General features: G+C 49.4%; 17 protein-coding genes. 4 read left to right on the top strand and 13 right to left on the bottom strand.

Annotation, left to right across the window (positions count from 1 at the left end; all coding sequences use genetic code 11):
* Positions 1–20: 20 nt before the first annotated feature.
* Together namA and rnz are read left to right on the top strand one after the other, a co-directional pair.
* On the top strand, positions 21–1,043 hold the full coding sequence (gene namA, locus MHI54_RS16400; protein WP_095215325.1) for an NADPH dehydrogenase NamA: 1,023 nt from the start codon (positions 21–23) through the stop codon (positions 1,041–1,043).
* An 18-nt stretch (positions 1,044–1,061) separates the two neighbouring features.
* A complete protein-coding gene (gene rnz, locus MHI54_RS16395) occupies positions 1,062–1,997 on the top strand; it encodes a ribonuclease Z (RefSeq protein ID WP_095215326.1) in 936 nt (311 codons plus the stop codon).
* A 9-nt stretch (positions 1,998–2,006) separates the two neighbouring features.
* On the opposite strand, the gene MHI54_RS16390 is transcribed toward rnz, so the two are convergent.
* The 13 genes from MHI54_RS16390 to MHI54_RS16330 all read right to left on the bottom strand — a co-directional run bounded on the left by MHI54_RS16390 (position 2,007) and on the right by MHI54_RS16330 (position 16,633).
* Entirely contained in the window at positions 2,007–3,236 is a 1,230-nt protein-coding gene (locus MHI54_RS16390) for a DNA polymerase IV (RefSeq protein ID WP_095215327.1), read from the bottom strand.
* 81 nt (positions 3,237–3,317) lie between these two features.
* Positions 3,318–4,445, bottom strand: coding sequence for a M20/M25/M40 family metallo-hydrolase (locus MHI54_RS16385; protein WP_340082039.1), 1,128 nt, complete (start codon positions 4,443–4,445; stop codon positions 3,318–3,320).
* Positions 4,446–4,637: 192 nt separating this feature from the next.
* A complete protein-coding gene (locus MHI54_RS16380; protein ID WP_340082038.1) occupies positions 4,638–5,177 on the bottom strand; it encodes a L,D-transpeptidase in 540 nt (179 codons plus the stop codon).
* 31 nt (positions 5,178–5,208) lie between these two features.
* Positions 5,209–6,195, bottom strand: a complete 987-nt coding sequence (locus MHI54_RS16375) for an aromatic acid exporter family protein (protein WP_095215331.1) — start codon at positions 6,193–6,195, stop codon at positions 5,209–5,211.
* 70 nt (positions 6,196–6,265) lie between these two features.
* Positions 6,266–6,700 carry a BrxA/BrxB family bacilliredoxin gene (locus MHI54_RS16370; protein WP_095215332.1) on the bottom strand — a complete coding sequence of 145 codons (435 nt, stop codon included), beginning with the start codon at positions 6,698–6,700 and terminating at the stop codon, positions 6,266–6,268.
* 67 nt (positions 6,701–6,767) lie between these two features.
* Complete coding sequence (locus MHI54_RS16365; RefSeq protein WP_340082037.1) at positions 6,768–8,033, bottom strand: dihydrolipoamide acetyltransferase family protein; 1,266 nt, start codon at positions 8,031–8,033, stop codon at positions 6,768–6,770.
* 10 nt (positions 8,034–8,043) lie between these two features.
* Entirely contained in the window at positions 8,044–9,027 is a 984-nt protein-coding gene (locus MHI54_RS16360; protein WP_095215334.1) for an alpha-ketoacid dehydrogenase subunit beta, read from the bottom strand.
* 12 nt (positions 9,028–9,039) lie between these two features.
* Positions 9,040–10,032 (bottom strand): thiamine pyrophosphate-dependent dehydrogenase E1 component subunit alpha, encoded by a 993-nt coding sequence (locus MHI54_RS16355; RefSeq protein WP_095215397.1) that lies wholly within the window; start codon positions 10,030–10,032, stop codon positions 9,040–9,042.
* Positions 10,033–10,057: 25 nt separating this feature from the next.
* A complete protein-coding gene (lpdA, locus tag MHI54_RS16350; RefSeq protein WP_095215335.1) occupies positions 10,058–11,479 on the bottom strand; it encodes a dihydrolipoyl dehydrogenase in 1,422 nt (473 codons plus the stop codon).
* 12 nt (positions 11,480–11,491) lie between these two features.
* Entirely contained in the window at positions 11,492–12,574 is a 1,083-nt protein-coding gene (gene buk, locus MHI54_RS16345) for a butyrate kinase (RefSeq protein WP_340082036.1), read from the bottom strand.
* Positions 12,575–12,592: 18 nt separating this feature from the next.
* On the bottom strand, positions 12,593–13,687 hold the full coding sequence (locus MHI54_RS16340) for a Glu/Leu/Phe/Val dehydrogenase (RefSeq protein ID WP_340082035.1): 1,095 nt from the start codon (positions 13,685–13,687) through the stop codon (positions 12,593–12,595).
* 12 nt (positions 13,688–13,699) lie between these two features.
* A complete protein-coding gene (locus MHI54_RS16335) occupies positions 13,700–14,602 on the bottom strand; it encodes a phosphate acyltransferase (protein WP_340082034.1) in 903 nt (300 codons plus the stop codon).
* A gap of 18 nt (positions 14,603–14,620) precedes the next feature.
* Complete coding sequence (locus MHI54_RS16330; RefSeq protein ID WP_340082033.1) at positions 14,621–16,633, bottom strand: sigma 54-interacting transcriptional regulator; 2,013 nt, start codon at positions 16,631–16,633, stop codon at positions 14,621–14,623.
* 100 nt (positions 16,634–16,733) lie between these two features.
* On the opposite strand from MHI54_RS16330, the gene MHI54_RS16325 reads away from it, so the two are divergent.
* A complete protein-coding gene (locus tag MHI54_RS16325) occupies positions 16,734–18,647 on the top strand; it encodes a DUF294 nucleotidyltransferase-like domain-containing protein (protein WP_340082032.1) in 1,914 nt (637 codons plus the stop codon).
* On the top strand, positions 18,644–19,393 hold the full coding sequence (locus tag MHI54_RS16320) for a 3'-5' exonuclease (RefSeq protein WP_340082031.1): 750 nt from the start codon (positions 18,644–18,646) through the stop codon (positions 19,391–19,393). The genes MHI54_RS16325 and MHI54_RS16320 overlap by 4 nt, the downstream gene beginning before the upstream one ends.
* Positions 19,394–19,406: the final 13 nt, after the last annotated feature.

The following is a 19,406-nucleotide window of genomic DNA, read 5'->3' as shown; positions in this document are numbered from 1 at the left end:
AAACAATCGGAGGTCCTACAATGGCTACACCTAAATTATTTCAACCTATCACATATAAGAACTGCACCTTGAAAAATCGCATTGTCGTCTCGCCAATGTGCATGTATGCCGTCGAAGAAAAAGACGGTAAAGCCACGCCTTTCCATATCACCCATTACGAGAGCAGGGCAATCGGACAAGCCGGGCTCGTGTTTGTGGAATCTACTGCAGTGACACCGGAAGGACGGATTTCCGATCAGGATCTTGGCATTTGGTCCGATGAACAAGTGGAAGGTCTCCGGACGATCAGCAGCAGGATTCAGGCCCACGGTGCAAAAAGCGGCATCCAGCTCGGTCACGCCGGCAGGAAATCAAAAGCGGCGGATCCAATCGTTGCACCGAGCAATTTGCCGTGGGATGAGGAATCTGCCGCTCCGGAGGCGCTGACCGTAAATAAAATAAACGATTTGGTCGATGCATATCGCAAAGCAGCAGCACGGGCCAAGCAAGCAGGATTCGACGTGATCGAAATCCACGCCGCTCATGGCTATCTGATCAATCAATTCCTCTCCCCGCTGACTAATAAGCGGATCGATTCCTATGGCGGTGCACGTGAAAACCGCTATCGCTTCCTGCGGGAAGTACTTGATGCAGTGAAAGAAGTGTGGGACGGTCCATTATTTGTCCGTATTTCGGCAGAAGAATATGCCGAGGGCGGCAATAGCATCAACGATTTCATTTATTTCAGCATTGAAATGAAGCGGCAAGGGGTCGATTTGATCGACTGCAGTACAGGCGGTGTCGTTCCCCAAGGGCCGTCCGCTGTCTACCCTGGCTACCAGGTGGTCCATGCGGAGAGGATCCGAAAGCATGCCCTTGTCGATACGGCAGCTGTAGGCTTGATTACGAATGGCCAAATGGCTGAGGAAATCCTGCAAAATGAACGTGCCGATCTTGTCTTCATCGCACGCGCCATGCTGCGGAACCCGTATTGGCCGCTCGAAGCAGCCGAACAGCTGAACTATAGATTGGAAGCACCGGTCCCGTACAAGCGAGGCTGGTGACCGCAGGAGGCTTTTATTATGGAATTACATTTTCTTGGGACAGGTGCCGGGCTCCCATCCAAAGACCGGAACGTGACGAGCATCTGCCTGTCGATGCCGCAGGAACGGCAAGCTGTCTGGATGTTCGACTGCGGCGAGGCAACGCAGCATCAGCTGCTCTATTCCCCGCTCAAGCCCGGCAAGATTGAAAAAATCTTCATCACGCATCTGCATGGGGATCATATATATGGGCTGCCGGGTCTGTTGTCCACCCGCTCTTTTCAGCAATCCGATTTGCAGCTGGAAATTTACGGTCCGCATGGAATCAAGGAATTCATCGAGATCTCGCTGCGTGTCAGCGGGAGCCACGTGGCTGATTCCCTTATCATCCACGAAATCGGACCTGGATGCATCTATGAGGATGAGGGCTGGACTGTCGAAGCGGTGCAGCTATCCCATGGCATCCCCTGCTTCGGTTATATCGTGGAAGAAAAAGCTGTTCTTGGTGAACTGAAGGTGGAAAAGCTCAGACAGATGGGCATTCCTCCCGGTCCGATATACCGCCAGATCAAGAATCAGGAAGTGACGGAACTGCCGGATGGACAAAAGATCAGAAGATCGGATGTAGTCGGACCTGACAAGCCCGGCAGGAAAATAGTCATTCTAGGTGACACGACCTATCTGCCAGAGCTTCAGAGCGCTGTAGAGAATGCAGATATTCTCGTGCATGAAGCGACTTTTTCCGCCGATGAACCGGAAATGGCGAAAGCATACGGGCATTCAACGGCGGTACAGGCAGCAAGCTTAGCCAGGGATGCCAAGGTGAAAAAATTGATTTTGACGCATATTTCCGCCCGTTATCATCAGGATGAAGCAAACATACTCACAGAACAAGCCCGCAGGGTATTCCCAGAAACCGAGCTGGCAGCAGATATGTGCGTCTTCCAGATACACAAAAATAGCAGCGATTCCTGAGAATCGCTGCTATTTTTTATAGTCGTCAAGAAAATCCTTCTGAAAGCTCGTCCTTACATGGTCAGATGCTCCTGCATGCAATCTGCGGAAAGGATTTTTACCGAATTTGGTTGTAAGCTGATCGATCGCTTCGTATAAGCCTTCTTTCGATGCCTCTTTTTCATATGTGAACAAGTCAAGCTGTTTACCGACTTCCTTCTTCTCGGCCACATCAAAAACACTGATGCCCAAAAGGCGAATCGGCTCTCCGTTCCAGTGCTTTTGCAGCAAAGACTGCGCATGGTCGAATATATCATCTGCCGACTCGAGAAAATGCTGCAGCTTCATGCTGCGTGTGATCGTTTTGCGATCGTGGTAGCGAATCATCAACTGAATACCCTTTGCAATGGCTTCCTTCCGGTGCATGCGCTTCTCCACACTTTTGGATAAATCCCGGAGCAGTTTATCCAATTCCTTATCATCGGTGGTATCCTGAGGCAGTGTCTGTGAACTCCCAATGCTTTTAAAGCTGTTCACCGCTTCCGGATCGACAGGCCTGTCATCGATTCCATTAGCTCGATTGGCAAGCCTTTCACCGTTCACACCAAAAACGCGTTTCAGCTGGTATATGTCCTTATGGGCCAGGTCCCCGATTGTCTTGATGCCAAGCGACCGCATCTTTTGTGCCGTTTTCTCGCCGACTCCGTACATCTCTTCAATCGGCAGCGGCCAGAGTAATTCCGGGATATCCCGCTTCCGTAACACCGTTATGCCCAGCGGTTTTTTCATATCCGAAGCCATCTTGGCGAGGAACTTGTTCGGGGCGACGCCGATGCTGCAAGGCAAATCCAATTCCTTCAGGATGCGCTGCTGGATCATCTGCGCTATTTCCAAGGAAGAACCTAAGTGGGCACAATCTGTCACATCCATATATCCTTCATCTATCGATACTGGCTGAATGATCGGTGTCACTTCATGCAGGATCTTGAACATCTCACTGGAAGCTTTCCGATATCGATCGAAGTTCGGGCGCAGCACAAGCAATTCGGGACATAAGCGCCGAGCTTCCCACAAAGTCATCGTTGTCCGGACACCCTTCTTCCTCGCTTCATAACTGCTAGTCACGACGATGCCTTTACGCTCGGCAGGATTCCCGCAGATGGCCAATGGTTTCCCGCGCAGTGATGGATCGAAGGCCATCTCGACGGAAGCATAGAAGCTATTCATATCCACATGGAAAATCGCCCTTCCTTTTGACATGCTGTCCCTCCTTCCGATGCGAACTGTCGTTCTTATTATATCATGTCTGTAAAAGAAATAGGAGGCTTGCGCCTCCTTCGATCATCCTTTCGCAACCTCACGGATGATGGCTGCGACCAGTTCCGCTGTTTTGACCAATTCACCGACCGGGATCCGTTCATTGGTCGTATGGATCTCTTCATAACCGACAGACAGGTTGACAGTCGGGATTCCAAAGCCGGCAATCACATTGGCATCACTGCCGCCACCGCTGCTTGTCAGCTTACTGTCGCGCCCGATCGTTTTCGCTGCGGCACGGGCCACCTCGACAACACGGTCGCCCGCTTTTTGTTTGTAGCCTGGATATTCCACTTTGATTTCCACTTCGGCACGCGCACCCATACTTTCAGCAGTCTGTTCGAATGCCTGCTTCATCTTCTGCACCTGCGCTTCCATCTTACTTGCTTCAAGCGATCTCGCTTCTGCCAGGATTTCGACATAATCACAGACAATATTCGTCTGTTTTCCTCCGGCAAAACTGCCGATATTTGCAGTAGTCTCTTCATCGATCCTGCCTAACGGCATTTTTGAAATTGCCTTGGCTGCCACAGTGATTGCCGACACCCCTTTTTCCGGCGCCACGCCTGCATGTGCTGTCTTGCCGTATACTTTTGCAAGTACAGTTGAACGTGTCGGAGCAGATACAACTATATCACCTACAGGGCCGTCACTGTCTATCGCATATCCGAATGCGGCAGTCAGTAAGGATGAATCGAGTGCCCGGCTGCCGACGAGTCCGGATTCCTCACCTGCCGTGATGACGAACTGGACTGTGCCATGCGGCAATTCCTGTTCGTTATAAACTTTGATCGTCTCAAGGATCGCCGCCAGTCCCGCTTTATCGTCCGCACCAAGGATCGTCGTACCATCACTTGTAATGTACCCGTCTTTTATTTGAGGTTTAATTCCTTTACCAGGTACGACTGTATCCATATGGGATGTGAAATAGATCGTTTCAGCGGAATCGACATCCCCCTTCCACGTACAAACAAGATTATTTGCGCCATGACCTGTTTCTTTCATCGAATCATCTTCCCGGACTTCGACACCCAGTTCGGTGAATTTCTTCTTCAGCACTTCGGCTATTTCCTTTTCATCACCTGTTTCCGAGTCTACTTGAACCAATTCCACGAACTGTTCCACTAAACGATCTTCATTGATTTTGATCATGATTATGTACTCCTATTCTATCTATTGGTTTCTCCTTGTCCCCTTACCTGCTTCCCTGTACAATGGACATAAATAGATAAGGGGGCTCCTCAACATTGGCTAAACAAAAGAAAAAAAGATCCAAGCAAAGCGTTGCCATGACTTTCATGGTTTACTTGATGATTTTCACAATGCTTATTTCCACATTGGCAATCAGCCTGAGCTATTTTGTCTTTTAGGAGACAGAATAGCTCCATCTTCTTTCCCAATTTCCTCAAATGACTTCCAGCCTGTCATGATTCGCACCTTTGTCCCTACCGGTACGCGTTCATATAAATCCTCCACATCGCTGTTGCGCATGCGGATGCATCCTGCAGAAACCCGGGTGCCGATCGACTCCGGCCTGTTTGTACCATGGATACCATATGTGCGCCCTTGGGTATCGTTGGCATTGAACCCGATCCATCTGCTGCCGAGCGGGTTATCTTTATCTCCCCCGGCGATGCCTTTCCGTGAATAACCCGGGTATTCTGTTTTGAACAGTGTAAGGAATATCCCTTCAGGTGTCGATTCAGGCTTCTTGCCTGTCGCTACCGGATAAACCTTGACCACCCTCCCTTCATCCACGAATGCGAGCTGATTCGTCGTTTTATTGACGATGATGAGCGGCCGTCCTGGCATTGGATTCTCACCGAATGGCCATAATGGGGATAAAATGGATAGGCAAGTAAATGCAATGAGAAGCGAACGCATAAGAACATCCCTCTTTTACATGATGATGTTCTTATTGTTGCTCCTTCTTCCTATTTCTATGATGCACATCGCTTTCTTTGAACGATTGCTTCAATTCCAGATAATTCTCCATTTCATACAATAGCTGAAACAAATGAGCGCGGGTCTCGAATTCCTCCCTCGTCTTCGGAAGGGGATCTTCATCGAAGGACTGCCGCAAAGCATTCAGCTCTTCCAGGAATAAAACAGCCGTATTCCCTGGATGGACCGAATCGGCAAGACCTGAAAAGAAATGGGCAAGCTGCTCGCACTGTGAATAGGATGTCTCTGGAAGCCTGCTGACAAGCGGCAGGATCCGTTTCAAGATGGCGAATTGCTCCGTGCGCATCTCGAAGTAATCATAATACGGATGCTCCGATCTCAGCACATGATTCTCCACATCCCTGCCCACAAGCTGCTTCGCTTCCTTCAGGATCATTTCGGTCTGTGTGATTTCTTCCCCGGACCATGATTGATCCCCTTCCCGGAGATACAGCGCAATTTCTTTCAGTATCTTGGTGAAGTTCCGTTCCAGTACGATCTGCTTTCGCCGGATTGTCGCTTCCAGGCTGGGCATATATAAGTTCACGATGAGTGCGACCCCTATTCCGACTGAAATAAGGATGATTTCATTAACGATCAAATCCAGCGTAATGTCATGCGAGTTATATAAATGCAAAATGATGACAGCACTCGATACAATTCCTGGCGATACCCCGAGCATCACCGTGATGGGAATGAAGATCAGCAGCAATATTCCGATACTGATCGGGTGAAACCCGATTGTCTCAAATAGCAGGAAGGACAAAATGATTGCCAGCAGGCAGGCAGCCACTCGATGCCATGCGGCCAGAAAGGATTTCTTTCTCGTCACCTGGGTGCAGAGAATCGTCAGGATACCTGCCGACACACTATTATCCAGCTGCAAAAGCTCCGCTATCCATATCGCCAGCGGGGTGCCTGCCGCTGTCTTGATCGTCCGATAACCTATTTTCACAATGGTGCTCCTCGTTTAATTTTGGTCACAATACAGAATAGTCCCTCATCCAAAAGGATGGGGACCTATCCATTCAAACTTCTTTACAATGTTCATCGAATAAAGATTGCAGTCGGTTGACTACTTCCATCGGCTCGTGGCCTTCGATGTCATGACGTTCGATCATCGTAACGATCTCGCCGTCTTTCAAAAAGGCAAATGACGGAGAGCTTGGCGGGAAGCCAGTGAAGTACTCCCTTGCTCTTTCCGTTGCTTCTTTATCCTGTCCGGCAAAAACCGTCACCAGCTGATCCGGGCGTTTGTCATAATGCAGACTATGAGCAGCTGCCGGACGAGCAATTCCGCCGGCACAGCCGCAGACACTGTTGATCATGACAAGCGTCGTGCCGGGTTTTTTGAATGTGGCATCCACTTCCTCCGGTGTTGTCAATTCCGTATAGCCAGCCTCGGTAAGATCCTTCCTAGCAGTCGTTACGATATCGTTCATAAACATTCTGAAATCTGCCATCGGTATTCCTCCTTTTACACTACTCCAAGTGTATCAGCAATTCCAGGCTCTTTCAATTTCTATAACTTCAGTAAATCGGCATTGTCGATTCAGATACGTTCTCGAGAATCTCTTTCACCCTTGCCATGAACTGACCGCAAATCAATCCGTCCAGCACACGGTGATCAAGGCTGAGGCATAGATTGACCATATCACGGGCTGCGAACATATCATTGATGATGACTGGCCGTTTTACGATCGATTCCACCTGCAAAATGGCTGCTTGGGGATAGTTGATGATACCCATGCTCTGAACCGAACCGAATGACCCTGTGTTATTGACGGTGAATGTACCGCCTTGCATATCAGCTGCCGTCAGTTTGCCGGTGCGGGCCTTTTTCGCAAGGTTCGTAATCTGCTTAGCAATGCCTTTGACACTCAGATCATCTGCAGATTGGATGACCGGTACAAATAGCTCCTGCTCTTTTGCAACCGCAATCGAGATATTGACTTCATCATGCTGGATGATCTTATCTCCCGCCCAAGAGCTGTTCAGCTGCGGGAATTCCTTCAGTGCCTGCGCGACGGCTTTGACAAAGAAAGCAAAGAATGTCAGCGGATAGCCTTCTTTTTCCTTGAAGGAATCCTTCACTTTATTGCGATAAGCAACCAAATCGGTGACATCCACCTCCACCATCATCCAAGCATGCGGGATTTCCGTTGCTGCTTTCACCATATTATTGGCTATGGCTTTTCTGACACCAGTAACGGGTATGGCATTGCCAGATGCTTCTGTCTGTGTACGTTCAGCTGCTGCATTTGCCTTCTGCGGTTCAGCAGATTGGACTGCAGCTGCGGTTTGCACAGATTCTGCTTGCTTTTGCGGTCTTTCACCGGATGCGATGATCGCTTCGACATCCTTGCGGGTGATCCGCCCGCCTTTCCCGGTGCCTGTGATCGTTGACAAATCAAGATCATGCTCCTGTGCAAGGCGCATGACTGCAGGGGAGTAACGCGATTTCATCGTTGTTTCGGCAGCCGGACTGCTATTGTCTGATTCTGTTTCCATCGGAGCAGGTGAAGCATCAGCCGCTTCTTGCTTCTCTGGTGATGCTTCTGTTTCGATCGTACAGATCAGTTCCCCTACTTCGACTGTGTCACCTTCTGCTGCAACCAATTCTTTGATCACACCCGTGAAGGAGCTGGGGATTTCGGCATTGACTTTATCTGTCATCACTTCCGCGATGGCATCGTATTTGCTGACTTGATCGCCTGGTTTGACGAGCCATGTGCTGATTGTGCCTTCCGTTACACTCTCGCCGAGTTTCGGCATCGTTATTTTTTCCATCATCATTACACCTCGTTTAGAATTCCGCTAATTCGCGCATGGCAGCTTCCACTTTGGCTGGATTGACCATGAAGTATTTTTCTGTACTAGGCGCATAAGGCATCGCTGGCACATCCGGTGCAGCCAATCGCTGGATAGGCGCATCCAGATCGAAGAGGCAGTTTTCACCGATTATCGCTGCTACTTCTCCGATGATGGAGCCTTCTTTATTGTCTTCTGTGATAAGCAGGACTTTGCCTGTCTTCGAGGCTGCCTCGATGATTGCTTCCTTATCAAGCGGATAAACGGTACGCAAATCGAGGATATGCGCTTCGATTCCTTCAGCGGCAAGCTTCTCTGCTGCCTGCAGGGCAAAATGCACACATAATCCGTAGGTGATCACGGTGATATCAGAACCCTCGCGCTTCACATCCGCTTTACCGATCGGCAGCGTATAGGATTCAGAAGGCACTTCACCTTTGATGAGGCGATAAGCTCTTTTATGCTCGAAGAACAATACAGGATCCGGATCCTGTATGGCTGCTTTCAAAAGGCCTTTTGCATCATAAGGTGTGGACGGCATGACGATTTTAAGGCCTGGCTGGTTCGCGAACACCGCTTCCACAGATTGAGAATGATACAAGGCGCCATGCACACCGCCGCCATAAGGCGCACGGATGGTAACCGGGCAAGTCCAGTCGTTATTGGAACGATAACGGATCTTCGCCGCTTCTGAAATGATTTGGTTCACTGCCGGCATGATGAAATCAGCGAATTGCATTTCAGCAATCGGCTTCAAGCCGTACATGGCAGCACCCACTGCCACTCCCGCAATCGCAGATTCCGCCAGCGGTGTGTCAAGCGTACGTTCCGCTCCGAATGTATCATACAGTCCATCGGTAGCCCGGAATACACCGCCTCTTTTCCCGACGTCTTCCCCTAATACGAATACTTTTTCATCTGCTTCCATTTCTTCACGCATCGCCTGCGTGATTGCCTGGATATAGGACATTACTGGCATCGTTTTTCCTCCTTAATCGGCATACACATGAAGCAGTGCGGATTCCGGTTCCGGATCTTTGGCATGCTCAGCATAGTCTGTTGCTTCATTTACGATTTGTTTGATTTCTTCTTCCATTTTGTTTTCCAATTCCTCCGTCAAGACACCCGTTTCACGCAAATATGCCCCGAATGTCAGCACGCCATCCTTCTTGCGTGCTTCCTCGACTTCTTGTTTTTCACGATAAGTCATATCGTCGTCATCACTGGAATGAGGCGTTAGGCGATATCCGACTGCCTCGATGAGCGTTGGGCCATCGCCGTTCAATGCACGTTGCCTTGCTTCTTTGACCGTCTGATACACTGCCAGCGGATCATTACCGTCAATGGTGAAGCCTGGCATACCGTATCCTTGTGCCCGATCGGATACATTGACGCAGCCCAGCTGTTTTTCCTGCGGCACACTGATGGCGTATTTATTGTTTTGTACCATTGTGATCACCGGCAGTTTATGGACGCCGGCGAAGTTCAATCCTTCATGGAAATCACCTTGGTTGGAGGATCCTTCCCCTAAAGTCACGAAGCTGACAAGCTGTTTCTTTTCCATTTTTGCAGCCAGGGCAAAACCGACAGCATGCGGCACCTGTGTTGTAACCGGTGAGGATCCCGTGACGATGCGGGAGGATTTTTTCCCAAAATGGCCCGGCATCTGCCGCCCGCCTGAGTTCGGATCCTCTGCTTTAGCAAAGGCCGAAAGCATAAGATCCTTCGCGGTCATCCCGAATGGCATGACCAGCCCTAAATCACGGTAGTAAGGCAAAAGATAATCGACATCCTTATCCAATGCCATCGCAGCACCAACTTGTGCTGCCTCCTGTCCTTGGCAGGAGACGACGAACGGAATCTTGCCGGCTCTGTTCAAGAGCCACATCCGTTCATCCACTCTCCGTGCCAGGAGCATCCATCTATACATTTCCAATACTTTTTCGTCCGATAATCCAAGAGAAGCATGTCTTGTTTCTGACATCGCCGCTCCCCCTTTCTTCAATATCTCAGCCATGAATTTGATTTCCATCGACGGCAAGTGCCGCTTCCCCGATGATTTCCGATAATGTCGGATGCGGGTGGATACTCTGGCCGATTTCCCATGGCGTTGCATCCAGCAGCTTGGCAAGCGCGGCTTCGGAGATCATATCCGTCACATGCGGACCGATCATATGAACCCCAAGCAAATCGTTTGTCTTCCCATCGGCGATGATCTTCACGAATCCTTCTGTCTCACCGTATACCAAGGCTTTCCCGATCGCCTGGAAGCTCATTTTCCCAGTCTTGACTGTATAGCCCTCCGCCTTCGCTTGTGCCTCTGTCAACCCGACACTTGCTGTTTCGGGATAGCTATAGACACAAGCAGGAACCATGCTGTAATCCAAAGCCTCCGTCTTTTCACCCGCAATATGCTCCACCGCAATGATGCCTTCCCTGGAAGCAACATGGGCCAGCTGCATACCACCGATACAATCGCCGATCGCATAAATGTGAGATTCATTCGTCTGATAAAAATCATTCGTCTGGATAAAGCCTTGCTCTGTCAGTTGGATATCTGTATTTTTCAATCCGATATCCCCGACATTCGCCGAACGGCCCACAGAGACAAGGATTTTGTCAGAGATGAATTCCTGCTCCTCCCCATTCATGCGCGCTTTGACCGTCACTTGGCTGGCATCAGCTGCCGCACCCTCCACTTGCACATTCGTATGGATGGAAATGCCGCGCTTTTTGAGCTGCTTGACCATTTCTTTGCTGATTTGTTCGTCCTCCGTCGGCAGGATGCGCTCCTGGTATTCCAGCACGGTCACCTTGGTGCCGAGATCATGAAGCATGGATGCCCACTCGATACCGATGACACCCCCGCCAATGATCGTCATGCTTTCGGGAAGCTCTTCCATTGCCAATGCCCCTTCAGAGCTGAGGATCCTGGACTCGTCAAAATCGATGCCCGGTAACGATCGCGGCGAGGAACCTGTTGCTATGACCACATTCTTGGGAAGCAATATTTCATTTTCACTTCCATCGGCAAATTCAACGGAAATGGTGCCTGCCGTTGGAGAGAAAATGGATGGACCGAGGATTCTGCCGTATCCTTGGAAAACATCGATTTTCCCTTTTTTCATCAAATGCTGCACCCCTCTATGCAGCTGATCGATGATTGCTTGTTTCCGTTGCTGTACGCCTGCAAAATCCAGGCTTACATCGGATGTATGTATGCCAAAAGCTGCTGCTTCCTTCGTTTGCCGGTAAACTTCAGCTGACCGCAGCAATGCCTTGGATGGTATGCATCCACGATGCAAGCATGTCCCGCCGAGCTCTGCTTTTTCCACGATCGCCGTCTTCAAGCCCAGCTGGGAAGCACGGATGGCGGCAACGTATCCACCCGTACCGCCCCCTAAGATGACAATGTCATATTCTCTTACCATTGTTACTGCCTCCTATACGGCATATACCTTTGCCGCTTCTTCTTTCCGCATGACACGAAGCGCACCCTCTGTCAAAGCGCGGAGCTCATTCTCACCTGGATATACCAGCACATCCGCGATCCAGCTGACCCTGTCCTTCAGCAGCGAAATGAATAGATCATCATACGCAAGTCCGCCAGTCACTGCAATCGCATCGACATCGCCTGAAAGGACAACGCCCATGGCGCCGACTTCCTTTGCGGTCTGATAAACCATGCCTTCGAAGATGTGCCTAGCTTCCTGGTCACCTTTCTTGATCCGGTCGGCAATGAGCCGGCCATCGTTTGTGCCAAGATAACCCATGAATCCGCCTTTGGTCGTGAGCATCTTCATCAATTCATCTTTTGTATATTCTCCGCTTAAAGCCAGCTCGATCAAATCACCTGCCGGAACTGTGCCGGCGCGTTCAGGAGTGTATGGCCCTTCTCCGCTCAAGCCATTGTTCACATCGATGACGCGGCCATGATGATGTGCACCGACAGTAATGCCCCCGCCAAGATGCACGACGACTATATTTGCTTCCTCGTAGCTCTTATCCTTCACCGCTGCAGCTTTGCGTGCGATTGCTTTATGATTTAAAGCGTGGAAGATGCTTTTTCGTTCCACACCAGGCAATCCGGAAAGCCGTGCGAGCGGATCAAGTTCATCGACTACGACAGGATCGGTGATGAAGGCTGGGATATGAAGGCTGCTTGCGATTTCATACGCAATGAGTCCTCCAAGGTTGGAAGCATGCTCGCCATTATAGCCTGCCTTGAGATCGGCCAGCATCGCTTCGTTCACGCGGTATGTACCGCCTTCAAGCGGCCGGAGCAGTCCGCCGCGTGCACAGACGGCAGTCAGCTTGGACACATTGATACCTTCGAAGTCCAATGCATCCAAAATGATTTGTTTCCGAAATTGATACTGATCCATTACTTTCTCATAGCCGCCGATATCTTCCAAATCATGGCGGATCACTCGTTCAAAAATGTTATGCTCATCATCAAACACACCAATTTTCGTGGAAGTAGAACCTGGATTGATCGCTAGGATACGGTTTTCTGCTGTCCGCACGCGGTTTCCCCCTCGTCATTATCTTCTGCTTAATGTATGATGGCCGTTACGCAGGAATTGGCTTCTGGATCTGCGCATCGTTTCGATTCTTTCCTCAGCCATTCTGTCAGCTGCCAGGCTGGTCGGGATGTTATCACGCTTTGCGATTTCGAATACACGCTGAAGGCTGTCATAGATGGTTTCCACCTTGCGGAGTGCACGCTCTCTGTTATAGCCATGTAATTCATCCTCGACATTGATGACACCGCCGGAATTGATCACATAGTCAGGTGCGTACACGATGCCGCGCTCGAACAGGATCTGTCCGTGCTGTTCGTCTTTCAGCTGATTGTTTGCTGCTCCGGCAACCACTTTCGCTTTCAACACTTTCAATGTATCATCATTGATTACTGCACCAAGTGCACAAGGTGCAAAGATATCACATTCCACGCCGTAAATGTCATCCGGATCCGCTGCAGTCGCCCCGAATGCTTCGACAGCTTTCTGGACAGCTTCCTTGTTGATGTCCGTTACAATCAGCTTGGCACCTTCTGCATGCAGATGCTCACACAAAGCATATGCCACATTCCCGATACCTTGGACAGCAATTGTTTTTCCTTCCAAGCTATCATCACCAAAGGCTTCTTTGGCAGATGCTTTGATTCCTTTGTAAACGCCATAAGCTGTCACCGGAGACGGGTTGCCTGATGATCCGGATTCAGCGGAGATTCCAGTTACGAAATCCGTTTCCGTATGGATCAGCTCCATATCCTCCACTGTCGTACCGACATCCTCTGCTGTGATGTAGCGCCCATTCAAGGATTGTACATAACGGCCGAATGCACGGAACATCGCTTCATTTTTATCTTTTTTCGGGTCACCGATAATGACTGTTTTTCCGCCGCCAAGATTCAGGCCTGCGGCAGCATTTTTATACGTCATGCCTTTTGCCAGTCTCAGTGCATCGACGATTGCATCTTCTTCCGTTGCGTATGTCCACATCCGCGTACCGCCAAGAGCCGGACCGAGTGTTGTATCGTGGATTGCGATGATTGCTTTCAAACCGGATTCTTTGTCCTGACAAAGGACTAGCTGTTCATAATCATATTGTTCCAATGTTTCAAAGATTTTCATCTAAAGTTCCTCCTAGGCAAGGGATGCTGCCGCTAGCGCGAAGCATATTGCATAATATTTACTGGTGCTGTCGTCCGCACGGGAAGTAAGGATGACAGGTGTTTTTGTTCCGACGAGCAAGGAGGCACTCACTGCCCCTGCTGCGTAGGTGAATGATTTATACAGCATATTTCCGCTCTCGATTTCCGGGACCAATAGAATATCGGCATCTCCGGCAACCAATGAATCGATTTTCTTGGTAGCTGCAGCCTGGGCAGATAAGGCAACGTCCAGTGCGAGCGGACCATCTATTTGGCAATTTTGAAGCTGGCCGCGCTGCTGCATGCCACAAAGCAGCGCGGCATCCGTCGTCGCCGGCATAGCCGGGTTCACCTTCTCGGTGGCGGCAAGCGCAGCGACTTTCGGTTCTGATTGGTGCATCTTCATGAAAATAGTCACGGCGTTGTTCAATATCTTTTGCTTCACCTCTAAGGATGGCGCGATATTGATTCCCGCATCAGTCAGGAAAAGCAGCTTATGATAAGACGGAATATCGAAGATGGCCAGCTGGGACAGGATGCTTCCGGACTTGAACATTGATTTGTCCTTCAATATTTTGCCGGCCAGCACGTCCGTACTGACAATGCCTTTCATCAGCAAATCGGCCTTGCCCGATTTCCATGCTTCGATCGCCATATCCGCGGCCCTGTCAGCAGTAGAAGCATGTACGCAGGTGATTTTATCCTCTGCCAGTGCTTCTTCCTGCATGAAGCGTTTTAATCGATCTATATCCCCATATAGCAAAAATGATGCCAATTGCTGATCGGCCGCCTTCTTCACTGCCTTAAGAATGGATGGGTCATCGGCAGCCGCAATCGCTATCGTACTTCCTCGCTTTACAGCTGCCATTTTTTCAAGAGCGGTAAATTTATGCATTGCATTCTTCCTTCCCCGTTATGAAAAATCTTGCATGCCACTTCTATCAAAATTATATTTATCCATCTTATAGTAAAGATTCCGTATCGACACTCCAAGCTGATCGGCAGTCGCTTTCTTATTGTAATCGTTCGCTCGCAAGGCAGATTCGATCAGCTGTTTCTCCAGAATCTCCACTTGCTCCTGCAGCGTTCCTTCCCCTGATTGCGGATCGCATGAAGGAATCTGCAGATGTTTTGGCTGCATGATATGCTCCGTCTTCTCCATGAACGTCATCGCGCGAACGATCACCGCCTCCAATTCTTTAACATTATGGGTCCATTTCTTTTCTTTCAATACATCGATTGAAGATGCAGAAACGGATTGAACCGAGGACTGAAGCAAGTGGTTTTGCTTGTGGACAATTGTGGATAACAATCCGTCAAAGTCCTCCATCCGCTCTGCCAGGCTTGGAATGTAAATCGTGATCCGCTTCAGTTTCTCGAAGAATGGCTCATGGAATCTTTTCTCGAAGACTGCCCTTTCCAATGGATGACGGGCGCTGACAATGATCCTTACGTCCACCTGTTTCGATTTACCGGAAGGAAGCTCCAGCTTTCCTGTATCCATGAAGTCGGAGACCTTTTGCTGGATACGGAGCGGCATCCTATCGACATCGTCAAGGAAAAGCGTCCCGCCATCGCTTTTTTCGATCATCCCGATCGCGTGACTGCCGCGCAGGGAGCCAAACAGCTGTTTTTCCAAAGCCTCTTCTTCGCTGATTGTACAATCGATTCGGATGAACGGCCGATGGCGTCTTTTGCTCTCATTATGTATGATGGCAGCAAACATGCCTTTCCCCACACCGGCATCTCCGCGCAACAGACAAGGCGCGTCCGCGCTGACAGCGAATTTGACCTGCTCGAGTGTCACCTGCATGCTATCCGAATCGGCAACCACATCTTTAAGCGTGTATTTGTTTTCCAGGCTGCGGATGATTTTGCGGGCGCGCTGCACTTCATCCTGCAGTTCATGCAGCTCCGAAATATCATGCAGGACGCCGACACTGCCGCGCAGTTTCCCGTCCACAATGATCGGTGCTGCATTGACCATCATTTCCTTGCCGTGCTTCCCCACCCGCATCCTGGCCCCTGCAGCCGGTCTGCGTGTCCGGAGAACCTGCATATGCAAGCTCTCCCCTTCCATGATGTCCGTCACCGCGGGTTTTCCGACAATCTGCTCAGGTGTATAGCCGGTGAGCCGCGTGTATGCAGGGTTGACGATCAAACCGATGCCATTTTCATCGACGACGCTGATTGCCTCCTGCGAGGAATCGATGATGGCTTCCAGCATCGATTTCACTTCCCGGACATCGGTGAGTTTTTCCGCCAATGCAACGATGTCGATTGTTTTCTTCATTACGATGAAAGCTCCTGTCACTGCCCCCTGATCATTTTCAAGCGGGGCACAGGTATAGACAATCTGTATCCCGGAAGGAAGCATGAGCTGTTCATCCACAAAACGCTCCCTTGTCCGGATGGTTTCAGGAAGCCTCGAACCGGGTAGTAGATTTTCTATGGGTTTCCCTATCAGCTGGGGTTTCTTGCTGCCAAGCAGTTTTTCAGCTGCTTCGTTCACATACATAATCTCGTCCTGGCGATCGATGCACAGGACCCCCTCATGCAAGTACTCCAGCGTCTTGGTGCGAAATTGCTGGTTATTATATGTAGAAGTTTTCTCTGTATCTTCTTTAGATGCGAATGCAAGCATCAGTTGTGCACTTTGACCAGATATGATCTCTGCCTTGCAGTTTGTCGGATCAAGATAATCTGACAATCTTTCTGAGGTTTCCAGCACAAAGTCGACCTGCTCGAGCGATTCTGCCGTCAGGTCTTTCCAAAGTGGGATATTCAGTCGTTCCGCTTGATATTTTATAATCGGGGTCGGGCTTTTAACGGCCATACCGGCTATCCGGAAAGACTCTGACCGCTGGAACAGTTTGATTAATTGAACTGTTTCCTCTCCGGCACCAATAATGAGTATTTGTTTCATCTATGATCACATCCTGCAAAGTTTTGCACATATATAGCTTATAACACCCTGCAGAAATTAGCAATAATAAGATTTTTGACATGCAAGGAGTGACTTATTCTTGAAAGAATTAGCTCAATTATACGCCAATACCCTGCCCTTCTCCCTTTTGGATGATCAAGAAAGAATCCGTCTATTTGATCAGGCAGAAATAAAGGAATTCCAAATAAATGAATACATCATCAGCGCGGATGAAGATACCGCCCATACCAACGTGCACTATTTTGTAGCAGGAGTTGCAAAAAATTTCATTTATCAGGCCAACGGGAAGCAAGTAGCCGTCCGCTATGATTATCCAGGTGACTTCGCAGGTCTTTTGACATTATTGACCGAGGGCGAGATGCAAATCGCCGTTCAGGCATCCGAAAAAACAAAATCGATTGTCTTTCCCAAGGCCAGCTTCCAGCAGACGATGCAGCAGGACTCTCGCTTTTCCCAAGCAATCCTGGAGAGAATCAGTCAATTGATGAAAAGCTTATATGAGGAAGTGAAATACAAGACAAGCGATTTGACTGATCGAACGGAACCTGCCCTTTATAAGAAAAGGGTATCCAGCTTCATGGAGCGTCCTGTTTTCATCCACCCGGAAGAAACAGTCTACGCAGCAGCGGAACTCCTGAAAAATGCCGAAACAGAAGGAATTGCCGTAAGCCGCGACAAGCAGGAAATCGAAGGGATGATCGGCTACCGTCAAATATTCGATGCTTTGAAAAATGGCAGATTGGATGCGCCGGTGGAGCAAATCATGAACAAGGACTATTTTTTCGTCCAGGAACATGACTTCATTTATGATGCCCTATCGTATCTGAAACATCACCCTGCCGCCGCCATACCTGTCCTGCACCGGAACCGGGTCGTCGGCTTTATCAGGCAATCCTCTTTATTGAGCGTCTCGAACAGTGTTTATTTCGAGCTCACTTACAGGGTTGCCAATGCGGATTCAATTGAAACATTGGCCAGCCTGAGCCCAGTGAACAATAAACAATTCCAATCATTCATTCGGCAGCTTGTGGACGAGCGGATGTATGGCTATGATATCGCCGAACTGATTTCCAGCTATAACGATCGCCTGCATCGTCAGATTATCCAGCTGGCAGAAAGGGAAATGGTCATGGAAGGCTATGGCCGTCCAAAAATCAACTATTGCTTCATTGTCATGGGGAGCGAGGGCAGGAAGGAACAAGGTTTCAGCACAGACCAAGACAACGGGATCATTCTTGATGATTACAAGGAATTGAAGCATAAAGAAGAAATAGAAGTCTATTTCGAAAGATTGACAGAAAAAATCAACCATATGCTGGATGCCTGCGGTTTCCCTCTTTGCAGCGGAGGGATCATGGCCAAGGAACAGAAATGGCGGCATTCCCTCTCCCAATGGTTTGAAACGATCGATGATTGGCTGCGAAATCTGGATGCCCAGGAGGTACGTGATTTCACTATATTCATCGATTTCCGTCCTGTTTACGGGGACTTCGATCTAGCTTTCAAACTGCGCAGGAAATTGACCCTTGCCATGCAGCATGCATCCAGATTACAGCCGATGCTGATTCGTGATACGCTCCAAATTCGCGTCCCTTTGCAAGCTTTCGGCCGTATTTCCACCAGCACGAGGAATCGGCATCTGAATCTGAAACAATCCGCCATGATGCAGATCGTGAACGCTGTAAGGATATACGCAGTAGGCTATGGAGTCGAAGATGTGCACACGATACGCCGGCTTCATGCCCTGACTTCCAATCATCATATGTCCAAAAATGACAGCGCCACTGCCGCTCAGGCACTGCATGAACTGCTTCTTTTCCGATTGAAGCTGAACCTGCAGCAGCTCGAGGCCGGCGAGCCGCTTTCCACGCGCATTTCCGTGAAGGATTTGGATAAGTCAGAGAAACAAACGCTGAAAAATGCTTTAGCTGCTGCCAAAGGAATGCAGCAGGGGCTCGAGCTGAGACTTAATAGAAATAGGGTGAACGGATGATGATCGACTTACAGCTTTTCCGTTATATACTCTATGGAAAAGTTACCATGCACGTAAAAAGAAAAGCGCATATCAATACCCGCATCCACCAGCGGCTGTATGAAAAGCTCACTGATTATCGTCCGGCTCCTTCTCTTCGGAATGTACCTTTCGAAGAACAGGATTTTACCGTCTTTGACCTGGAAACGACTGGACTGTTCCCTGATCTGGGACATGAAATCCTCTCGATCGGAGCAGTTCGCATGAAGGGAAATGTCATTCAATCAGAGGATGAATTCTATCAAATGACAAAGCCGCTGCTGAAGACACCAAAGAAAATCATCAAGCTGACCAAGCTGGATCCCGACAAGATAGAAGAAGCACCATCATTCCCCGAGGCAATGGAGCGTTTCCTGGATTACAGCAAGGATACCATCCTTGTTGCCCATCCAGCTTCTTTCGATATCCGGTTCATCCAGACGATGCTGAAGCTGTATAAGCTTCCGCCATTGTCCTGTTACACACTTGATTCGCAGATGCTGGCGCGGATGTTTTTCAAAAAAAGGCAAAGCCGTCTGGACAGCTTGATCAGCCGCTTCCAAGTCCAGCAGCTGGAGCGCCATCACGCACTGGCAGATGCGAAGATGACCGCTGAGATTTTCGCGCACTTATTGAAGCTCGTATCCGAAAAAGGCATCAAGGATTATGCCGGGCTTCAGCTCCCGCTGGGAAAAATAAAAAGGAAAATCCGGACAACGCCATTTTAGGCGCTGTCCGGAT

Source organism: Terribacillus sp. FSL K6-0262 (genome assembly GCF_037977385.1).
In the GTDB taxonomy this organism is placed as follows: domain Bacteria; phylum Bacillota; class Bacilli; order Bacillales; family Amphibacillaceae; genus Terribacillus.
This window is presented reverse-complemented; position numbering and strand designations above follow the sequence as displayed.